Here is a 20,144-nt window from a genome sequence, read left to right as displayed (position 1 = left end):
ATATATGGACCCTTTAGTTAGTATAATTATGCCTGTGTATAATTGTGATAAATATATTGATGAAAGTATTAAAAGTATATTAAAGCAGACCTATAAGAATTTTGAGATTATAGTACTGGACAATAATTCCACTGACAATACACTAAAAATAGTTAGGGAAATTAAAGATGATAGAATAAAAGTAATACAATTAGGATCAAATAAAGGATTAAATGCTAGCTTTAAAGAGGGACTAAGTCGTGCAAAAGGTGAATTTATAATCAGACATGATCCAGATGATATAAGCTTGCCTAGTAGAATTGAAAGGCAGGTAGCCTATTTACAAGCACATAAAGAACTTGGTATGGTTTCTTGTCTTATAAAATGTTTCACATACGATACAGACTATATAAATCAATGTATTTTTATTGACAAAATTCAAAACCATAATATAGATAAAGAAAGTATTTTAAATGCTATTATTGGAAATTTTATACCGATAATATTTCCCACCTTAATGATACGTAAACAGCTTCTAGATAAGATTATATTAAGTCAGCTCAACCAAGAATTTGATGATCAAATAGAGCTACTATTAGAACTTATTAAAATAGGTGGAGTTGAAAAGGTGAATAAAGTACTTTATTCATACAGAAGACATAATGAAGCTTATCATATTGTTAATCAACGTGGCTATGAAGAACATACTAGAATAGCCATAGAAAATAGTGATATTAAAAATTATATACTGTATAGTAAATTATATCAAAATGCTAAAATAAATAAGGTTAGTATAAATTTAAATCAAGGAAGTGATATAAGAATACTTATGCTAATAGATTCATTAAATATAGGTGGAACTGAAACCCATGTACTTAATTTAGTTAAGAGTTTAATTGATAAAGGTATATATGTTGTTGTTGGAACTAGTGGGGGGCCATTGACTAGAATGTTTGAGGATAGTGGAATTAAGATTGTAAAAGTACCAATTAAAGGTGATTACATCTCAAATAGACATTTATTTGGACTGTTAAATACAGTAAAGCAAATTATTGATAGGGAAAATATTAATCTTATTCACAGTCACTTATTCGGAAGCATGTCAATTGCTAATCAAATATATAAGAAATGTAATATCCCTTATATTGTTACATTGCACGGACTATTTTATCCTAAAGATATCCTCTATAGTACATGTATTAATGCTAGTTCTATAATTGCTGTTAGTGAACCAGTAAAGGAAATGATATGTGGTCAACTAGGAAAGAGGGTAAAGGATAAGGTTATTGTTATACCTAATGGAATAAATATACAGGAGCAAATGAAAGATAAAAAAGATAATACTATAAGGAAGAGACTAAATATTCCAGATGATGGGATCGTTATAACATATTGTAGTAGATTGGCATGGAACAAAACTATAGCTGCAGAAAATTTTATTTTTAGCTGCCATAACCTTGCATTACAATATGAAAATTTATATGCTATTGTAGTGGGTGATGGTTCTGATAGCAGCATAATAAAAAGAGAAGTAGATTTGATAAATAATAGTATAGGAAGAGATTTGATTCATCTTGAGGGTGCAAGCTTTGACGTGATCCAGTATTATTTAGAAAGCGATATTGTTGTTGGAACTGGCAGGGTAGCACTTGAGGCTATGAGTTGCTGTAAGCCTGTCATATCTATAGGAAATGAAGGATATGTAGGCATTGTATCTGAGGAGATGAAGGAATTACAATGGAAAACATACTTTGGCGATCACGATGCAATTGAAAAGCCAGATATCATTACATTAACAAAAGCAATTAAATCGTTATTAGACAAACCAAAAGACCGTAAAAAAATCGGACTTTGGAGTAAAAAATGGTGCAAAGAAATGTTTGATGAGGATTTGGTGGCCCATAGAACGATTGAACTTTATGAAGAGCTTATATAAAAATGTAATAGAGTGAGTCCTATTTTTATTCGCTAAATGATTATTTTGTAATAATTTTTTTATGTGAGATGTGTTTTTATTAAATAGAATATAATAGCCTGAAAATCTACAATAGATTCTCAGGCTTATATAAGTTAACTAAAACACCCAATTTCCAGCTTTAAATAATTCAACCTCGGTACCATCTTTTTCATAGGCAGTAATATGTAGCTCTGGCCCACCTACCATAAAGTCAACGTGGATTAAACTAAAATTTGCACCCTTTGCTTTTAGTTCTTCGTCTGTCATATCAGAACCACCTATCATAGCATATGCATATGCCCTACCAAGTGCAAAATGAACCGAAGCATTTTCATCAAATAATGTATTATTAAAAAGTATACCTGTATTTGAAATAGGAGAGTCATTTTGAACTAATGCAACTTCACCTAAGTATTTAGCACCCTCATCGTTTTCCATTAATTTTTCTAAAACATCGTAGCCTTTTTCAGCATAGAAATCAACTACTTTTCCATCTTTAAATGTAAATCCAAAATTGTCTACAATTTTTCCATTTAAGCTAAGTGGTTTTGTAGCTTTTAAAGTTCCATTAACCTTTAAAGCATGGGGAGTAGTAAATACTTCCTCAGTAGGGATATTTGCAACAAATGGATCTCCAGCTTGACTGTCCTTAGATCCCCCCATCCAAAAGCGATCCTCTGCAAGATATACTTCCAAGTCTGTTCCAGGAGCTTTTAATACTAATTTTTCAAACTGCTTTTCATTTAAAAAGTTTCTATATTTTTTTATATTGTTATCGTGTATTTGCCATGCTTCTACTGGATTATCTCGATCAACACGGGTTGCTTCGAAGACCTTTTCCCATAGTTTTTCGATTGTAGTTTCATTATCTAAATCTGGAAATACACTTTTTGCCCATGCTAATGAAGGCATAGCAACTATACACCATTTTGTAAATCCAGTCATTCTATATTTCATAACAGATGATACTGCTAGAGATGCTGTTTTTTGGCTTTTTGCAACTAAGTCTCCATCAATATCCTTTAATAACTCTGGGTCTGGCGCAGCAATGAAAAGATGATGATAATTGTCTTTATACATAGCCTCTAAGGAGTCAACCTTCCACTGTGGAAAGTTTTCAAATACATAATCTTTTCCATGCTTAAATCTAATCAAGCTCATTTCGTCATCAGCTAACTGAAACTCTACATGTTTTGCACCTGCTTCATAAGCCTTTTTCATTACAAGTCTTGCTAAAGGTAGAGTATCAGCATTTCCTGCAATAAGTAGACCTTCTTTTTCTTTCAAATTGATACCAACTCTTACAGCAAGCTCAGCATACTTTTCAAGATTTTGCTCTAAATTTACCATAATATCCCCCCTTTAATCTTTTATAAATGATTTTATCTATGCAATAATTATATTTTAGCATAATTTCAAATTTTTAGCTTTATTATATAGAGTAAATTTGAAGAAATTTACCACTTTGCTTTATATTTTTAATGAAATATAATAGTATTAGATATTATTAGAATATTCTATACTAGTATTTATGACTGATAAAGTATAAAATTTTAAGGAGGGCATTATGGAGAATAAAAACTCACTATTATTAGATGAATTAAAAAGATTAAAAGAAACAATTTGGTTTAATCCCAAATATAAAAAATTTGACCAAGTTAAAGATACATTACCAATTTCATATGAAGATGTATTAGATACTGAAGAGAGATTAAATAGGTTTGCTCCATATATAAAGATAGTTTTTCCAGCAAGTATGGATGGAATTATTGAGTCACCAATATCTAAAATATCTAATATGAAAAAAAGAATGGAAAAGAACTATAATAAAAAAATCTATGGCAATTTAATACTAAAAAGAGATGATCTACTTCCTATCGCGGGATCAATAAAAGCTAGGGGAGGAATATATGAGGTTTTAAAGCATGCGGAAGAGTTAGCTATTGCAAATGAATTACTTAAATATGAAGATGATTATTCTATACTTGCAGAAGATAGATTTAAGGAGTTTTTCTCCAACTATACTATTCAAGTGGGGAGTACAGGCAATCTAGGACTTAGTATAGGCATAATGAGTGCAAAACTTGGTTTTAAAGTAGTTGTACATATGTCATCAGATGCAAGGCAGTGGAAAAAAGAACTTTTAAGGTCTAAAGGTGTTAAGGTTGTTGAATATGCTTCTGACTATTCAAAGGCTGTAGAAGAAGGACGAAAACTATCAGATATTGACCCTAACAGTTATTTTATAGATGATGAAAACTCAAAGAATTTATTTCTAGGCTATGCAGTAGGGGGGATGAGAACTAAAAAACAACTAGATGATATGGGTATTGCTGTAGACAAGGATCACCCACTATTTGTATATCTTCCCTGTGGTGTAGGTGGGGGACCAGGAGGAGTTGCCTATGGTCTAAAACTTATGTATGGTGACGATGTACGATGCTTTTTTGCAGAACCTACCCATTCTCCTGCAATGCTCTTAGGTTTAGCAACTGGACTTCACGATAAAATTTCTGCGGAGGATATAGGTTTAGATAATAAGACTGTTGCAGATGGCTTGGCGGTAGGAAGACCATCTTCCTTTGTAGGCAAGATAATGGAAGAGACCTTAAGTGGAGCATTTACTATAGATGATGAAAGACTATATAGTTTTTTGGCGGACTTAGTTGATGAAGAGGATATTTATATAGAACCATCAGCTCTTGCTGGATTTTTAGGACCTATATTTGTTTCTGATTTTTATAAAAGTGAAAATGCAACCCACCTGTGCTGGTCTACTGGTGGTAGCTTGGTGCCTGAAAGTATAAGAAAAGAGTATTATTCAGAGGGGAAAAATTCTAGGAACAAATAATGGGGTGAATTGTTAAGGTGTTACATGAAACCAGAAAAAATATAACAGGGTTATTAATAAAAAGTAATAGGGAAAAATTAGGACTGAAACAGGAATATTTGTGTAAAGGAATTTGCTCAATTTCATATTTAAGTAAGATTGAAAAGGGCAATATTGTACCAAGTGAAGATATTACAAGAATGCTTTTTAAGAGATTGGGAGTTAACTTTAATAATGATATAGAATTTGTTAGGAATGGAAAGCGATTATTTGAGGAGATTTCAAAAGCTAATTATTTCGGTATACCAGTAGACAAAGACAAGCTAGAGGAAATAAGAAAAAATAAATCTCTTTATTTGAATTCTCCTTTAAATATTGACTATCAGCTTTTTGAACTATATGATACCTTATTTGAAGTAAAAAGTACTGATATACTAGAATATAAAGAATACATGGATAATGATCAATTATATAAGGCTTACCTTATTACAGGTTATGTGAATGAAGATATTAACTTACTTGAAGAAGCAAAGAAGATAAATTATACTGCATATGTTATTAATCAAATAGGCTACATAAAGTGGCTTGATGGCAAATATTATGAAGCTATTGAGTTATTTTTAGAGGCACTTAATTTAGCCTATAATGAAGGGTGTATTAGATTGCAGATAGATATTTGTATGATACTTGGTAATATTTATATGGATTTTCATATACCTACAATGCAAAAATATTATGACAAAGCCCTTACCCTCTTAGAATTTGTTAAAAATGATAGATTGAATTATTTAATTTATTATCATATGGGAATAGCATATTTATCTACTGATTTTAGCAAGTCAGAAGAATTTTTACTTGTAGCATTGAGACTATGTCCAATGGAGGATATTGATTCCATAGAAAAAACATATCAAAAGCTTTGTTTTCTATACTTAAGATATAATAAGAGGGAAGATGCTAATATTTCTTATAAAAAATTAATGGAAACAAATAAACTAAAAGCAGTAAACGATCTTATTGGGATCATGGTTAGCACTAAGGATTATACTCATTCAGAAGAGTATTTGGAAAAGCTTATTAATATCTATAATACATCAAAGAAATACAATAAATTTTCTAATACTAAATTTTATGGTGACTTTCTTATAGATGCCTATAAGGCTAATAGAAGATATAAGGATGCTCTTTTAGTAACAGAGTATTTGTATTCTAATATTCATAAGTAAGAAAGTTTAAATTAATCTGTATCTAGGTTTAAAAACCATATTCATTTAAACTAATATAGTAATTTTCATAAATGTACAACTTTAACAGGGCTTAAGCCCTGTTTTTATATTGAATTTTCCCAATATCATTTCATTATAATATTTTAAGCAAACTATTATAATGAAGATATAAATAATTATTGGGAGGGGATTATTATGAAAAAGGAAAGGTTTAAAAGTATAAAAAATATATTTTTCGTTACTAAATATATTTATTTATGGAAGAAATCCATATTTATATCAATTGCTTTATACTCAATTTTTTATGCAATTTCACCTTTTATATGGATTTTTGTACCTAAGCTCTTAATAGATGAGCTTTTAGGAGGAAAAAGAATAATAGTATTAATAAAGATCTTAGGTTTAGCACTAATAACTGCATCTACAATAGGATTTTTAACCGAGTATTTACAGGGAAATTTTAGAATGAAAATGAATGCTGTAAGATATAATTTTATTCATATGTTAAGTGAAAAAACTATGACTATGGATTTTTCATATACTGAAGATCCAAATACATTAAATGAAATAAATATAGCCCTAAGAACTATTCAAAACCCCAATAATGGTATTGGTATAGTAATATTAAAATTATTTAGTATATTTGGAAGTCTTATAGGTTTTTTTGCTTTTGCGACTATAATATTTAAGCTTAGTCCAATTATTTTATCTATTCTTGTATTAACTATATTAATGTCCTATTTCATTATGATTAAGGCCAAGAATTATGAAAGAAGTAGAAAGGATGATCTAGCAAAAGAAGAAAGGGAAGTTTATTATGCTTCTTCCACATTGTCTGATTTTCAATTTGGTAAGGATATAAGAGCTTATGGTTTAAAAAATCTACTACTTTCTAAAAAACATGAATCTAATAAAAGAATGCTAAAAATTGTTAAAGCGATACAAGATTATATATTTAAAGCTTCAGTGTTAGATACTATTTTAATATTTTTAAGAGAAGTAATTATATACTCTTATCTTATATATAGGGTTATATATGGAGGATTGTCTATAGGGGATTTTGTTATGTATTCTCTAGCCATGAATAGCTTTGCAGTCTGGATGGATTCAACTATGAAGGATATAGCTACAATTAAGATTCAAAGCTTGTATATCAGTGATTTTTGCAATTTTTTGAATAAAAAGAAACCCAAACTAAACCCTAATCCAAAGAACATACCAGGTAAAGAAAACTATGAAATTGAATTTAGAAATATTTCCTTTAAATATCCCCATAGTGATAGACATATTTTAAAAGACTTTTCTCTTCATATAAAGGCTGGTGAAAGATTAGCTATAGTAGGTATAAACGGAGCGGGTAAAACTACTTTAGTAAAACTTCTAACAAGATTATACAAACCTACTAGTGGAGAAATATTAGTTAATGGAATTAATATAAATGATTTTGATGAAAATGAATATTTAGATTTATTTTCAGTAGTATTTCAAGATATTAAGCTTTTTGCCTTTAACATTAAGGAGAACATAGCTTTTAAAGATAATGACCAAGAGGATAATCAATTAAATGATTCAATAGAAAAAGCAGGACTAAAAGAAAAAATTGATTCCTTAGAAAAAGGAATTTTAACTAACATACTCAAGATCTTAGATGAAGAAGGTATAGAGTTATCTGGGGGAGAAAATCAAAAACTTGCAATTGCAAGAGCTTTGTATAAGAACGGAAAAATTATAATAATGGATGAACCAACAGCAGCCCTTGATGCCTTGGCTGAGTATAAGCTATATAAAACCTTTAATAATCTTATTGATAATAAAACCGCAATTTATATTTCACATAGACTTTCTAGTACAAGATTTTGTGATAATATAGCTTTTATTGAAAATGGAGAATTGAAGGAATATGGTACCCATGATGAGCTAATGAAGCTAGGAAATTTATATGCTAATATGTTCAATATTCAAGCAAGATATTATAAGGAGGAAGAGTCTTATGCTTAGTACTAACATAAAAACACTTAAGTATTTTTTTAAGCTAACTAATAGAATATCTAAAACCTACATTTTAAAGTCTATTCTGGCTTCCGTTTTTAAAGCATGGACTCCATTTTTAAATATTATAATACCAAAATTAATAATTGATGAGCTCCTAGGTGGTAAAAGTATAAAGAGATTAATTATTTATGTTGTGGTACTGACTATTGGAAATTTGCTACTTAAAATAATTAATAATCATTTTATAAGAATTATGGAATTAGCAAGAATAGATTTATTTAACAAGATGGATTCATATTTAGGAGAAAAATGTGTTGATATGGATTTTGAAAATATTGAGAATCCAGAGGTGTTAGACCTTAAGGAGAGAGCGTTTTTCTCTATATACAATCTAGATGCCATAGGAAGAACTTTAGAGAATGCTTCTATAATTATTTATGAAACTATTACTTTACTTGGTCTTGGATATATTCTAGCCATTTTAAATCCAATAATTATTGCAGTAGTATTATTTATAGTATTTGTAAATTCATTTATATTTAAGAAAATCGAAAAAATTCGATTTGAGGATAATCAGAAAGCTATATTTGACAATAGAGCATTTGGTTATTTTCTAAGGATGACATCAGATTTTTCAATGGGAAAGGATATTAGATTATATAAGGTTGCACCATTAATACTAAAAAAATCAAAGTATTTTACGGATAATCTTTTGCACATATACTCTAGGCAATTTACAGCTATAGGAAAGTATTCTGGAATAAGTAATATAAATATGCAAATACAAATGATCTTTATTTATGCATATCTTGCTATGGGAGTAATTAAAGAAACAATTGGCATAGGGAGCTTTACAATGTATGCAAATGCAGTAAAAAATTTTAGCACTTCTATAATGTCTTTAGTAAATTCAATTATTGAAATAAATCAGATGTGCATGTATCTTGAGCTTTTTATTAAATTTGATAGTATTGAGTCAAAGAATTCAAGAGGGAGTATTTCAACATCAAATATAAAAGATTTTGAAATAGAATTTAAAAATATTAGTTTTAAATATCCTAATAAAAAGGAATACACTTTAAAGAATATATCCATTGTCATTAAAACGGGAGAAAAGCTATCTGTTGTTGGGTTAAATGGAGCAGGCAAAACAACATTTATTAAGCTGATATCAAGACTATATGAACCTACAGAGGGAAGTATATTACTTGGAGGTGTAGATATAAAGGAATATACATATGAGGAATATATGAAGCTATTAGCAATCGTGTTCCAAGATTTTAAACTACTTTCTTTTTCCATAAGAGATAATTTGTCTAATAAAATTTGTGAAGGGCGAGATGATGAAGAAATAATTATTTCATGTCTTGATAAAGTAGGATTTGGAGATGATTTAGCTAAACTCAATAATGGAATTGATACAAATATTTATAAGAATTTTGATGAAAAAGGGATCGAATTTTCAGGTGGGCAAGCTCAAAAAATAGCTATAGCTAGAGCACTTTATAAGGATTCACCTATTGTCATATTAGATGAGCCTACATCTGCTCTAGATCCAATTTCAGAATATGAAGTATACAACAGCTTTAATAATTTAGTTAAGGGTAAAACAGCAATATATATTTCCCATAGGCTTTCAAGTACTAGATTCTCGGATAGGATTGCTGTTTTTAAGGATGGAGAGATTATTGAATATGGAAACCATTATGATCTTATAAAAAATGAGGATTCACTTTATGCTAATATGTATAATACTCAAGCCACATATTATGTAACGTAACATCTTGATTTTAATTGATGAAATTAATATTACAAAAATACTTATGAAAACCTATTGACATTGACGCTACGTAAATGTGTATATTGGTCTTAAGGAGGTAAGATTATGGAATATACAGTGCGAAAACTAGGAAATTTAGCAGGTATTAGTACGAGAACCCTTAGATATTATGATGAAATTGGAATTCTAAAGCCGGCAAGAATCAATTCATCAGGATATCGTATTTACGGTGAAGCAGAAGTTAATAGGTTACAACAAATTTTGTTCTATAGAGAATTAGGGTTGAGCCTAGATAGAATAAAGGATATAGTAGCTTCACCTTCCTTTGATGGAGCAAATGCACTTAAAGAACATCGTGAAAATCTCCTTGAAAAAAGAAAACAATTAGATTTATTGATAGCTAATGTGGAAAAGAGCATAGCATCAGTAGAAGGGAGAATTAAAATGAGTGATAGAGAAAAATTTGAAGGTTTTAAGCAAAAAATGATTGATGATAATGAGAAGAAATATGGTAAACAAATTCGAGAAAAATATGGCAATGAAACTATTGACAAGTCAAATGCAAAATTAAAAAATATGACTCAAACAGAATATGATGAAGTAACAAGTCTAGCAGAGGAATTAAATAAGACTTTAGCAGAGGCTTTTAAAACTGGAGATCCAGCCAGTGAATTAGCACAAAAAGCAGCGGAGCTTCATAAAAAGTGGCTGACATTTTATTGGATAGAGTATAGCAAAGAGGCTCATGCTGGACTTGCTCAAATGTATGTTGATGATGAAAGATTTACAGCATACTATGATAAAGATGAGCCAGGTACAGCAGAATTTTTAAGAGATGCCATCCTGATTTACACAGGAATAGAAAAATAGTATTTTAAAGAATTAAAAGGCGATTGGGTAACCAGTCGCCTTTTTTGAGCGACAATAGTATTTATTTATAAGAGTAAGTTTAATATAACATTATATTGATATCTCCAGAAGTATAAGCTACTACATTATGCAATGATTATATAGATTTTAAAAAAAATAAGCAGGGAAACATAAAATGTATATAGAAAGTTATTAGCATTATAGAAAATATTATACAAAAAAGAAGGAGGACATATGAAAATATTAGTTGATGCTGATGGATGTCCTGTTAAGGACATAATTCTAAATGTGGCAAAGGAATACAATATAAAGTTAATTATGATAAAAAATATTTGTCATGATCTATATGATGATTATGCAGAAATTATAACAGTGGATCAAGGCAAAGATGTAGTAGATATTACTTTGATCAATCACACAAAAGAGGGAGATATTGTGGTTACTCAAGATTATGGTGTAGCTGCAATGGCTATTGCCAAAAGAGCTATAGCAATTAATCAAAATGGATGGTGCTATACTGATGATAATATAGATGAATTATTAATGCAAAGACATCTTGGCCAAGAGATGAGAAGAAAACATAAAAAATATACAAAAATACCAAAGCGAACAAGGGAAAATGATATTCTATTTGAAGAAAAATTTAGAGAGCTAGTGGCTAATCTGGCAAAGGAATAAATCTTACTATGAAATATTAGGAGAGCAAAATATATAGTAGTTCCGTTTTTAGTAATCATTAAAGTAGAGGGTATGGAAAAAGGAGGCAACAAGAATTTAGTTGCTTCCTTTTTGTCATATAATAAAACAGCAGCGGATGACGTTGATACATCATGCATTAAAGCACATCGCTTTTTTGTAAACCATTTCGATACAGGTCATAAAAATGATGAGTTGGCCCATTTCCTTTTCCAATAGAAAGAGCATGTTTAATGGCGGTGGTTACATATTGCTTTGCTTGTTCCACCGCTTGTGGTATAGGTAGTCCAAGGGCTAGGTTAGATGTGATAGCAGACGAAAATGTACAGCCGGTTCCATGTGTGTTTTTAGTGTTGATACGGTATGTTTCATAGTGATAAAATTGTTTGCCGTCATACAGAACATCAATGGCATTACCAATAGCGTGACCGCCCTTGACAATAACATTTCGGCAACCCATTTCGTAGATCCGCTTTGCGGCAGCTTCCATGTCTTCCATAGAGCTGATAGTCATACCTGAAATCTTTTCTGCTTCTGGAATGTTTGGTGTAAGTACGTCTGCACATGGAATAACAACCTTTATCAGCGTATCAACGGCATTTGGGTTCATCAGCGGACATCCGTTTTTTGCATACATTACAGGGTCAATTACAATGTTTCTCGCCTTATACTGACGGAGCTTTTCTGCAACTGCCTTCATACAGTGCGGTGTGGATAGCATACCTATCTTTACAGCATCAACCTCAATATCCTCAAAAACAGCGTCAATCTGCTTCTGAATCATATCTGGTGTAACATCCTGTATGTCGATGACACGACTTGTGTTTTCGGCCACTATGGACACGATGACGCTCATGCCAAAAACGCCATGGGCAGAAAATGTTTTTAAATCAGCCTGAATTCCGGCACCTCCACTGCAATCCGATCCTGCGATACTCAATACTTTTTTCATTAGAAATCCTCCTTTAATATTGGATATATAATTACCATCATCCTGTGCTAACAGAAATCAGATTATCCTCATAGTTAGACAAAAAAATGGGTGCAATCCGTATCACGGAAAGCACCCAATAAATAACATAGTATGTAATTGATTTGCTTCCCTACGTTGGTCTTAACCAACAGGTTCAAAGGGTCAGGTTTTAACCTTCTCAACTACAAGTAGTCCCCCCGCAAGCGATAAACCATATTCAATTTTCCACACCTATTTTCAAATAAAAATAGAGTGTTTTTCTCATTTATTTTTTCACAAGGGCACAGACTACTTTACATAACCCAATCGATTTTTATTTTATATATAAACCTTTACTGTTTTTATTCGATTTCTTTCGATACTCTCTACTATAAGTGTAATATTATCATATTCTACTTTTTCACCTAATTTAGGTAATCTTCCTAGAGATTCTATGACTAGGCCACCAATGGAATCAAAATCTTCAGATTCGAAGTTTGTATCTAAAATTTCGTTGACTGTATTAATCTTGGTACTGCCAATTATAATATATTCACCATCTTTAACAAATTGGACTTCACTTTCAAATTCATCGTATTCATCTTCGATATCTCCGACAATTTCTTCGATTAAATCTTCTATAGTAATAATTCCAGCGGTACCTCCATATTCATCTAGCACGATGGCCATATGGGTTCTGTTTTTCTTCATTTCTGTAAAAGTATCGCTAATTTTTTTAAATTCAAATGTATAATAAGGCTTTCTTACATACTCCTCTATATTAAAATTATCCTTTTTATTATCAAGGAAAATTAAATCTCTAACATTTAAAACTCCAATAATATTGTCTATACCTTCTTTATAGATAGGGTATCTAGAAAACTGCTCATCCTTAACCTTATCTATAACCTGTTGGAATGGAAGATCAATATCTATCGCAACAATATCTGTTCTTTGAATCATTACATCTTTAATTTGAAGATCTCCAAATTCAAAAACATTATGTATCATTTGTGTTTCTTCCGTTTCTAAAACTCCTTCTTCCTCACTAACTGCAACAATTGTACGCAGTTCTTCCTCGGTTATAATAGGTTGTGCATTATCAGTTTTAATACCTAGTATATTCAGGATTCCATTTGTTAAATACATCAGAACAATAACAATTGGATTTAACAAAGTAACGATGAAAGAAAGAGGCTTACTAACCTTTAATGAAACTTTTTCTGGAAATTGTGCAGCAAGGGATTTAGGTGTTATTTCACCAAATATTAATACTAATAATGTCATAATCCCTGTTGATATAAATACACCTTTACTACCAAAAAAATCTAAGGCTAATGAGGTAGCTAATGCAGACGCACCAATATTTACAATATTATTGCCTACAAGAATTGTACCTAAAAGTTTATTAGGATCTTTTACTAGTCGTTCTACTAAATCTCCCCCTTTTACTTTCTCTTCTACCATATACCTTACACGAATTTTACTTAATGACATAAGCGCTGTTTCCGATGTAGAGAAAAAAGCAGAACAAAACAAAAGTCCCAATAAAACTATAATTTGCCACATACTATCAGGGTCCAAAATTTACCACACTCCTCATATTATTCTAATGCTTAAAATATTATCAAAATAATTATATCATAAATTCTCTAGTAAAATGATACTTTTTTAGGGCTGATTTTCAGAATAATCAGCTTAAATTAACTATTGACTATGGAAATATAATGAGTCTAAGATGTTAGTCGATATTATTTTCTTATTAGGAATAACTATATTAGACTATTAAAAGGATGACATACTCAGCTTGTCATTCAGTCAATTAAATCATATAATATAAATAAATATTCTAGTAGGTATTTTTCTACATATTAGGATATTTATAATATATTAATAAAAGTTTGAAAGGAATACTCGCTATGATTGAGATAAATGGTAAATATAACAATGCAATAGTTTATACTAAAAATATTGAAGAAGGTGCAGTAAAGCAGATTGAAAACTTGCTTAATCAGGAGTTTATAAAAGGAAGTAAGATAAGGATAATGCCGGATGTTCATAGTGGAGCAGGATGTACTATAGGGACCACAATGACAATTGATGATAAAATTGTTCCAAACCTTGTTGGTGTTGACATCGGTTGTGGTATAGAGGCTATAAAGATTAAAAATCGAAATATAGAGCTGCAAAAATTAGATAAGTTAATTTATAGCAAAATACCTTGCGGATTTAATATAAGAGATAAAGAGCATAAATTTAATGATGAAATTGACTTGAATGAGCTTAAATGTAAAAGCAAAGTTAACATTAATAGGGCTAGACGTAGTATTGGAACTTTAGGTGGTGGAAACCACTTTATTGAAGCAAATAAAGATAGTAAAGGAAATATATACATATCTATTCACTCAGGTAGTCGTCATTTAGGACATGAGGTTGCAAGTCTTTATCAAGAAGAGGCTTATAAATCAACTAATAATACAAAGGAAGATATACCGAAAGCTTTAGCTTATGTATCAGGACAGCTATTTGAAGATTATATTCATGATATGAAAATTGTTCAACTTTTTGCAGAATTAAATCGTAAGGCTATGATTCAGGAAATAATTAAAGGTATGAAGCTTGATGTGGTAGAACAATTTACAACTATTCATAATTATATAGATACGGAGAATATGATTCTAAGAAAAGGTGCAGTTTCAGCTAAGTACGGCGAAAAACTTTTAATACCAATAAACATGCGTGATGGTAGCCTTATTTGTATTGGAAAAGGTAATGAAAATTGGAATTTCTCAGCCCCCCATGGTGCAGGAAGACTTATGAGTAGGACAGAAGCTAAAAATTCATTTACACTTAATCAATTTAAAAAGACAATGGAAGGTATTTATACAACATCGGTAAATAAACAAACACTTGATGAATGCCCTTTTGCATATAAGCCTATAGATGAAATAGTAAACAACATAGGAGATACTGTAGATATAGTTGAGAAGATAACACCTATATATAACTTTAAAGCTGCAGAGTAGTTGTAATGAAGTAACTTTTAGGCATATATTGTAATTTTAAAAACTCCCAGAAGGTAGTCTACCTCCGGGAGTTTTTTATTCACATCTATTTATTAAGAAAAGCCTCAATGTACTCTTCATATGTCATAACTCTATCATTGTAACCAGTAGATGTTATTTCAATTATTCTATTAGCTATGGTTTGTATAAATTGATGGTCGTGGGATGTAAATAAAACATTACTCTTATAATCTCTTAGTCCGTTATTTACAGAGGTTATAGATTCTAGGTCTAAATGATTTGTAGGTTGATCTAATAATAAAACGTTAGCATTAGCTAGCATCATTTTAGATAACATACATCTAACCTTTTCTCCACCAGATAGAACTTTAACTTTCTTTAATGCCTCATCCCCAGAGAATAGCATTCTACCTAAAAATCCACGTAAATATATTTCAGACTGTTCTACAGAGAATTGACGCAACCAATCTATAAGATTTAAATCTACGTCATTGAAAAACTCAGAGTTATCTTTAGGGAAATAAGAATTTGTAATTGTTACTCCCCACTTTACTGTACCACTATCAGGTTCTATTTCACCCATTAATATTTTAAATAAAGTTGTAATCGCTATTTCATTATCTCCTATAAAGGCAATTTTATCGCCCTTATTTACTATAAAGCTAACGTTATCAAGCACCTTTACACCATCTATAGTTTTGGATAAATTGTCTACTAACAAAATGTCATTCCCTACTTCTCTTTCCATAGTAAAGCCTACAAAAGGATATCTTCTGGTAGAAGGCTGAATATCATCTAAAGATATCTTTTCTAGTAATTTTTTACGAGAGGTAGCTTGTTTAGATTTAGATGCATTTGCACTAAATCTAGCGATAAAGGCTTGTAGTTCTTTTATTTTATCTTCTTTTTTCTTATTTTGATCTTTCATCATTTGAAGAGCTAACTGGCTTGATTCATACCAGAAATCATAGTTTCCTACAAACATTTTAATTTTACCAAAATCTATATCTACCATATGGGTACATACTTCATTAAGAAAATGTCTATCGTGGGATACTACTAAAACAGTTCCTTCAAAATCGCCTAAAAAGTTTTGCAACCAATTTACAGCAGCAATATCTAAATGGTTGGTAGGCTCGTCCAAAATAAGAATACCAGGTTTGCCAAATAGGGCTTGGGCAAGTAGGACCTTAACCTTTTCAGTACCAGTTAAATCTGCCATCTTCTTATAATGAAGCTCTGTACCTATACCTAAACCTTGTAGTAAAGATGATGCTTCAGATTCTGCACTCCAGCCATCCATCTCTGCAAATTCACCTTCAAGCTCTGATGCTCTTATTCCATCTTCATCTGTGAAATCTTCTTTAGCATAGATAGCGTCCTTTTCTACCATAATTTCATAAAGTCTTTTGTTACCCATAATAACTGTTTGTATAACTTCATTTTGGTCATATTCATAGTGGTCCTGTTTTAAAACAGACATACGTGTATTAGGAGCAATAGATACATCACCAGTATTTGGCTCTATTTCACCTGATAATATTCTTAAAAAGGTACTCTTTCCAGCTCCATTAGCACCAATTACACCATAGCAGTTTCCAGGTGTAAACTTTAAATTAACATCATCAAATAGCTTTTGTCCTTGAAATCCTATACTTAAATTATTTACATTTATCAATTCATTACCATCCCTTACATAATATTTGTCAATTTTAATATTATACCATAAATAATGGATAAGTTCACTCGCTTTTAATGATTCTACAGGATAATAAGCCTATTAAAGATTAGACTAACAATAACATTATTTTTGTATACTATTGAAAATAATAATTTGGTAATATAGAATAAGGTATATTTAGATGAAATCTTAGAACTCGTAGCTGTTGGATAAACCAAAGGAGTGAAAGCACATGAAGGTTATGATAGTAGGTGCCGGAAAGCTAGGCCAAAAATTGGCAGAGTCATTGGTATTGGAAGATATAGATGTAACATTAGTTGACTACAATGCGAAGATACTAGAGAGAATAAATGAACATATAGATGTTTTGACAGTTACCGCTAGTGGAGTAGATATAGGGATTTTAAAGGAACTAAATATTAAAAGCTATGATTTACTAGTGGCATGTACTAAGGGAGATGAGACAAATACAGTTATATGCTCCTTGGCCAAAAGATTAGGCTGTAAAAAAACAATAGCCAGAATAAGAAATCCAGAATATACTAAGCAATTGGATTTTGTAAAAAAAGAGATGGGTATTGATCATATTGTTAATCCAGAATTTGAAACGGCCAAGGCTATGGAAAAATATCTATTAAAGAACTTTAGTTTTTATACTGGAGATTTTGCCAAAGGCAAAGTTACTATGTTAGATTTTAACATTGGACATAATGAAGACTTTGTTGGAAAATACATTAAGGATCTTAAAAACTTTAGTGGCTTTTTAATAACTGCCATATCTAGAAATGGTAAAATTATAATTCCAAATGGATTTACAGAGTTAATGGAGGACGATATTATACATGTAATAGGAAAAAGTGCTGATATAGCAAGGTTAAGTGTTAAATTTGAAAAGGGTATAAATAGAAAAGAAATAGAAAATGTGATGATATTTGGTGGAGGAAAAGTAGGGTACTATTTAGCTAAAAGACTTACGGAAGCTAATATTTCGGTAACGGTTATAGAACAAGATAAAATTCGGTGTCAAGAGTTAGCTGAAAAACTAGATAATGTTTTAGTAATACATGGAGATGGGACAGATATACATCTATTGGAGGAAGAAAACCTAGAATCCATGGATGCTTTCGTTGGAGCAACAGGCTATGATGAACAAAATCTACTAATGGCTCTAATGGCTAAACATGCAGGGGTATCAAAAACTATAGCAAAGTTTAGTAGACAAAATTATACTAAGATTATTGATAAACTAGGCATAGAGGTGGCTTTAAACCCTGTTTATATTACTGCTTCTAATATATTAAAATATATTAGAGGTGGTAAAGTAGTGTCCGTCTCATTATTGCTAGGAGGAGACGGGGAGGTAACAGAGATTATTGTAGGAGAGGATCTTCCTTTTACAGGGAAGCCATTGGCAGAACTTAATCTACCTAAGGGTATTATAATAGGTGCTATAGTTCATAATGGAGAAGTCATTATTCCTAATGGAGAATCTGTTATACATCCTGGGGATAGAATTATTATATTCAGCTTAACTGAAGATCTACCTACTTTGAAAATGTTTATTAAGTCGCACAAGGGAGGTATTTTTAGTGAATTATGGGATCGTGCTAAGGGTACTAGGTAACATCCTTATAGTTGAGTCTTTACTGATGTTGCCAGCCCTAACTATAGCTTTTTATATGAATGGGCAGGATAAAATGGCATTTCTCATTACTATAATAGTAACAGGTACAATAGGATTTATAATGTCTAAAAAAGCTTCCAATAAGAATAATATTAACGCGAGGGAAGGGTTAGCTATAGTAGCCTTTGGATGGCTACTGGCTTCTTTATTTGGAGCGCTTCCTTTTTATATATCTGGAAGCATACCTAAATTTATAGATGCATTTTTTGAAACAGTTTCAGGTTTAACAACTACGGGTTCATCAATACTAAGTAATGTAGAAGGTCTTCCACACGGTGCTTTATTTTGGAGATCCTTTACTCATTGGATAGGCGGAATGGGAATATTAGTTTTTACTATCGCTCTGCTTCCTGCCTTGGGGATAGGTGGATTTCAAATATTTAAAGCAGAAAGTCCAGGTCCTATTGCAGGAAAAATAGCGCCGAGAATAAAGGATACGGCAAAAATTTTATATGTAACATATTTTTCAATCACCATATTACACATTATATTTCTAAGATTAGGTGGAATGAATTTATTTGATTCTATTCTCCATGCTTTTGGTTCTGTAGGAACCGGAGGATTTGGTATAAAAAATAATAGTGTTGCCTTCTATGAAAGCTCATATATTCATATTGTAATAGGGATTTTTATGGTATTATCAGGAGTAAACTTCTCTTTGTACTACTCCTTGTTTAAGGGTAAATGGAAGGAGGTAATACAAGACGAGGAGCTTAAGCTTTACTTAACTATAGTTTCTGTAGCAGTTCTACTTATTGCTATTAATCTTTTTATGACATCCTATGAAAGTATTTTTATAGCCCTTAGGGATTCTTTCTTCCAAGTAGGCTCAATTATAACTACTACAGGATATACTACTGCAGATTTTGATATGTGGCCTACATTTAGTAAGGCTATATTATTTACTCTTATGTTTATAGGTGGTTGTGCTGGTTCTACAGCAGGTGGAATGAAGGTTATTAGAATATTAATTTTAATTAAACTTATTAAGAGAGATGTTGCAAAGATATTTCACCCTAGAGCTTTTATCTCAATAAAGAATGGTGGCAAAACAATTCCAAACGAAACAATAGTTAGTATAAATACATTTTTTGCTTTATATCTTATGATATTTGTACTGTCAACTATTTTGGTATCATTAGAAGGACTAGATCTTGTAAGTGCATCTAGTTCTGTGGCAGCTACCTTAGGCAATATTGGCCCTGGACTTGGCTTTGTTGGACCTACTAGAAACTTTGGTGAATTTACTTTTGCAAGTAAAGCATTATTTTCTCTTTTAATGTTATTAGGTAGGCTAGAAATATTTACTATAATTGCTTTAGTAGTGCCAAAAGACTGGACTAGGGAAGTTTAATGGAATTATTAATTATAAAAAACAATATAAGTCATGTTATATTTTAGGAAACTAGAAAAAAATATGATAAAGTATTAGTAGTTAAAAATAAAACCGTAGAAGATATTGTAGTTGCAT

General features: G+C 30.9%; 14 protein-coding genes and 1 riboswitch. Of the genes, 10 read left to right on the top strand and 4 right to left on the bottom strand.

What is annotated here, in order from left to right; genetic code table 11:
• The first annotated feature begins 4 nt into the window (after positions 1–4).
• Positions 5–1,915, top strand: coding sequence for a glycosyltransferase (locus HYG84_RS00815; RefSeq protein ID WP_212379836.1), 1,911 nt, complete (start codon positions 5–7; stop codon positions 1,913–1,915).
• 138 nt (positions 1,916–2,053) lie between these two features.
• On the opposite strand, the gene HYG84_RS00810 is transcribed toward HYG84_RS00815, so the two are convergent.
• Positions 2,054–3,286 carry an aminopeptidase gene (locus HYG84_RS00810; RefSeq protein WP_212379834.1) on the bottom strand — a complete coding sequence of 411 codons (1,233 nt, stop codon included), beginning with the start codon at positions 3,284–3,286 and terminating at the stop codon, positions 2,054–2,056.
• 217 nt (positions 3,287–3,503) lie between these two features.
• Between HYG84_RS00810 and HYG84_RS00805 the strand changes: the two genes are divergently transcribed.
• The 6 genes from HYG84_RS00805 to HYG84_RS00780 all read left to right on the top strand — a co-directional run bounded on the left by HYG84_RS00805 (position 3,504) and on the right by HYG84_RS00780 (position 11,312).
• Positions 3,504–4,787 carry a D-serine ammonia-lyase gene (locus HYG84_RS00805; RefSeq protein WP_212379832.1) on the top strand — a complete coding sequence of 428 codons (1,284 nt, stop codon included), beginning with the start codon at positions 3,504–3,506 and terminating at the stop codon, positions 4,785–4,787.
• Between the two features lie 17 nt (positions 4,788–4,804).
• Positions 4,805–5,992: a helix-turn-helix domain-containing protein gene (locus tag HYG84_RS00800; protein WP_212379830.1), complete on the top strand. Its 1,188-nt coding sequence runs from the start codon at positions 4,805–4,807 to the stop codon at positions 5,990–5,992.
• A gap of 195 nt (positions 5,993–6,187) precedes the next feature.
• Complete coding sequence (locus HYG84_RS00795) at positions 6,188–7,990, top strand: ABC transporter ATP-binding protein (RefSeq protein ID WP_249168684.1); 1,803 nt, start codon at positions 6,188–6,190, stop codon at positions 7,988–7,990.
• Positions 7,983–9,764 (top strand): ABC transporter ATP-binding protein, encoded by a 1,782-nt coding sequence (locus HYG84_RS00790; RefSeq protein WP_212379828.1) that lies wholly within the window; start codon positions 7,983–7,985, stop codon positions 9,762–9,764. Before HYG84_RS00795 ends, HYG84_RS00790 begins: the two co-directional genes overlap by 8 nt.
• Before the next feature lie 105 nt (positions 9,765–9,869).
• Positions 9,870–10,634 carry a MerR family transcriptional regulator gene (locus HYG84_RS00785; protein ID WP_212379826.1) on the top strand — a complete coding sequence of 255 codons (765 nt, stop codon included), beginning with the start codon at positions 9,870–9,872 and terminating at the stop codon, positions 10,632–10,634.
• A gap of 234 nt (positions 10,635–10,868) precedes the next feature.
• Positions 10,869–11,312: a YaiI/YqxD family protein gene (locus HYG84_RS00780; RefSeq protein ID WP_212379824.1), complete on the top strand. Its 444-nt coding sequence runs from the start codon at positions 10,869–10,871 to the stop codon at positions 11,310–11,312.
• Positions 11,313–11,469: 157 nt separating this feature from the next.
• Here the strand turns inward: HYG84_RS00780 and thiD are convergent, their stop codons facing one another.
• Together thiD and HYG84_RS00770 are read right to left on the bottom strand one after the other, a co-directional pair.
• The gene (gene thiD / locus HYG84_RS00775) at positions 11,470–12,282 is read right to left on the bottom strand and encodes a bifunctional hydroxymethylpyrimidine kinase/phosphomethylpyrimidine kinase (RefSeq protein WP_212379822.1); all 813 of its coding nucleotides are present in this window, start codon (positions 12,280–12,282) and stop codon (positions 11,470–11,472) included.
• Between the two features lie 130 nt (positions 12,283–12,412).
• A riboswitch (TPP riboswitch) is annotated at positions 12,413–12,512 on the bottom strand.
• A gap of 109 nt (positions 12,513–12,621) precedes the next feature.
• Positions 12,622–13,866 carry an HlyC/CorC family transporter gene (locus HYG84_RS00770; RefSeq protein ID WP_212379820.1) on the bottom strand — a complete coding sequence of 415 codons (1,245 nt, stop codon included), beginning with the start codon at positions 13,864–13,866 and terminating at the stop codon, positions 12,622–12,624.
• A 335-nt stretch (positions 13,867–14,201) separates the two neighbouring features.
• Between HYG84_RS00770 and HYG84_RS00765 the strand changes: the two genes are divergently transcribed.
• Entirely contained in the window at positions 14,202–15,308 is a 1,107-nt protein-coding gene (locus HYG84_RS00765; RefSeq protein ID WP_212379818.1) for an RtcB family protein, read from the top strand.
• Positions 15,309–15,393: 85 nt separating this feature from the next.
• On the opposite strand, the gene HYG84_RS00760 is transcribed toward HYG84_RS00765, so the two are convergent.
• Complete coding sequence (locus HYG84_RS00760; protein ID WP_212379816.1) at positions 15,394–16,986, bottom strand: ABC-F family ATP-binding cassette domain-containing protein; 1,593 nt, start codon at positions 16,984–16,986, stop codon at positions 15,394–15,396.
• Positions 16,987–17,221: 235 nt separating this feature from the next.
• Between HYG84_RS00760 and trkA the strand changes: the two genes are divergently transcribed.
• Together trkA and HYG84_RS00750 are read left to right on the top strand one after the other, a co-directional pair.
• Positions 17,222–18,613 (top strand): Trk system potassium transporter TrkA, encoded by a 1,392-nt coding sequence (trkA, locus tag HYG84_RS00755; protein WP_212379814.1) that lies wholly within the window; start codon positions 17,222–17,224, stop codon positions 18,611–18,613.
• Positions 18,579–20,027, top strand: coding sequence for a TrkH family potassium uptake protein (locus HYG84_RS00750; RefSeq protein WP_212379812.1), 1,449 nt, complete (start codon positions 18,579–18,581; stop codon positions 20,025–20,027). Before trkA ends, HYG84_RS00750 begins: the two co-directional genes overlap by 35 nt.
• Positions 20,028–20,144: the final 117 nt, after the last annotated feature.

This window comes from Alkaliphilus sp. B6464 (genome assembly GCF_018141165.1).
Classification (GTDB): domain Bacteria; phylum Bacillota; class Clostridia; order Peptostreptococcales; family Natronincolaceae; genus Alkaliphilus_B.
Note: the sequence above shows the minus strand (reverse complement) of the source record. Positions and strands in the feature narration are given on the sequence as shown.